We start from the raw sequence: 748 nt of genomic DNA, 5'->3' as shown, positions 1-748 counted from the left end.
ACAACTCGCTCTCGTGGTAAGTCTTCGGGAAGCTTCGGGCGACCACGACGTTTTGTCTCGGATGAAGTGTTTTTCGTGTCCGATGTTTCATCATTCGGATTATCGGGCGCTTCATCTTCATCTGTCGTCTCGGCATGAGTCTCCGCCTCATTGAACTCTAAGTCCTGAGGGGGCAGAGTTTCACTACTGCTACCGAAGCGTTTACGCCGCGCTAGGTTAAGTTTTTCAACCAGAGATTGGATGGTTAATTCGCTCTCGTTTAGAGACTGGCGAAGCGTGAGTACGCTCGACTCACTCTCGCCTAGAGATTGGCGAAGAGTCAGTATGGTGGCTTCAAATTCATTGAGTTGCTTATCTTTATCAGCCAATAGTGCTTCTAAGAGAGCTAACTCATTTTGATGATTTTCATAGGTCATATAAGGAAGATCGCAGAGTTACGCGAAAGTTCCTTATACGCTATTATTTTTTAATTTAATTGAGACTTTGGTAATTCAATGTTTGATGGGGTTTCATTTTTTCGATGTCGAGTCCATCGAGCAACCAATGCCACTGCTCTTCCGTTAATGAGAGTGTTTGCCCTGGCATTTTTCTTGGCCAAGCGAACTTGTCTTTTTCGAGTCGCTTTTGCCAGAGGCAAAAGCCATTACGCTGCCAGTAGAGAACTTTGAGCTTATCCCGCGTACGATTACAGAAGACGAATAGCGCTTCGGAGAAGGGATTAAGGTTCATATTCTGTTCAACGATAAAG

General features: G+C 44.9%; 2 protein-coding genes. Both read right to left on the bottom strand.

The window, feature by feature from the left end; translation table 11 throughout:
* Positions 1-416, bottom strand: a 416-nt coding sequence (locus tag AB4484_RS26015) for a transposase (RefSeq protein WP_372080977.1), incomplete at its 3' end; no start/stop codon positions are given.
* A gap of 55 nt (positions 417-471) precedes the next feature.
* Positions 472-748 (bottom strand): IS66 family insertion sequence element accessory protein TnpB (gene tnpB / locus AB4484_RS26010; protein ID WP_372080976.1); only part of this gene is annotated, 277 nt, incomplete at its 5' end.

Origin of the sequence: Vibrio sp. 10N.261.46.A3 (assembly GCF_041472995.1) — a bacterium.
GTDB classification, from domain to species: Bacteria; Pseudomonadota; Gammaproteobacteria; order Enterobacterales; family Vibrionaceae; genus Vibrio; species Vibrio coralliirubri.
This window is presented reverse-complemented; position numbering and strand designations above follow the sequence as displayed.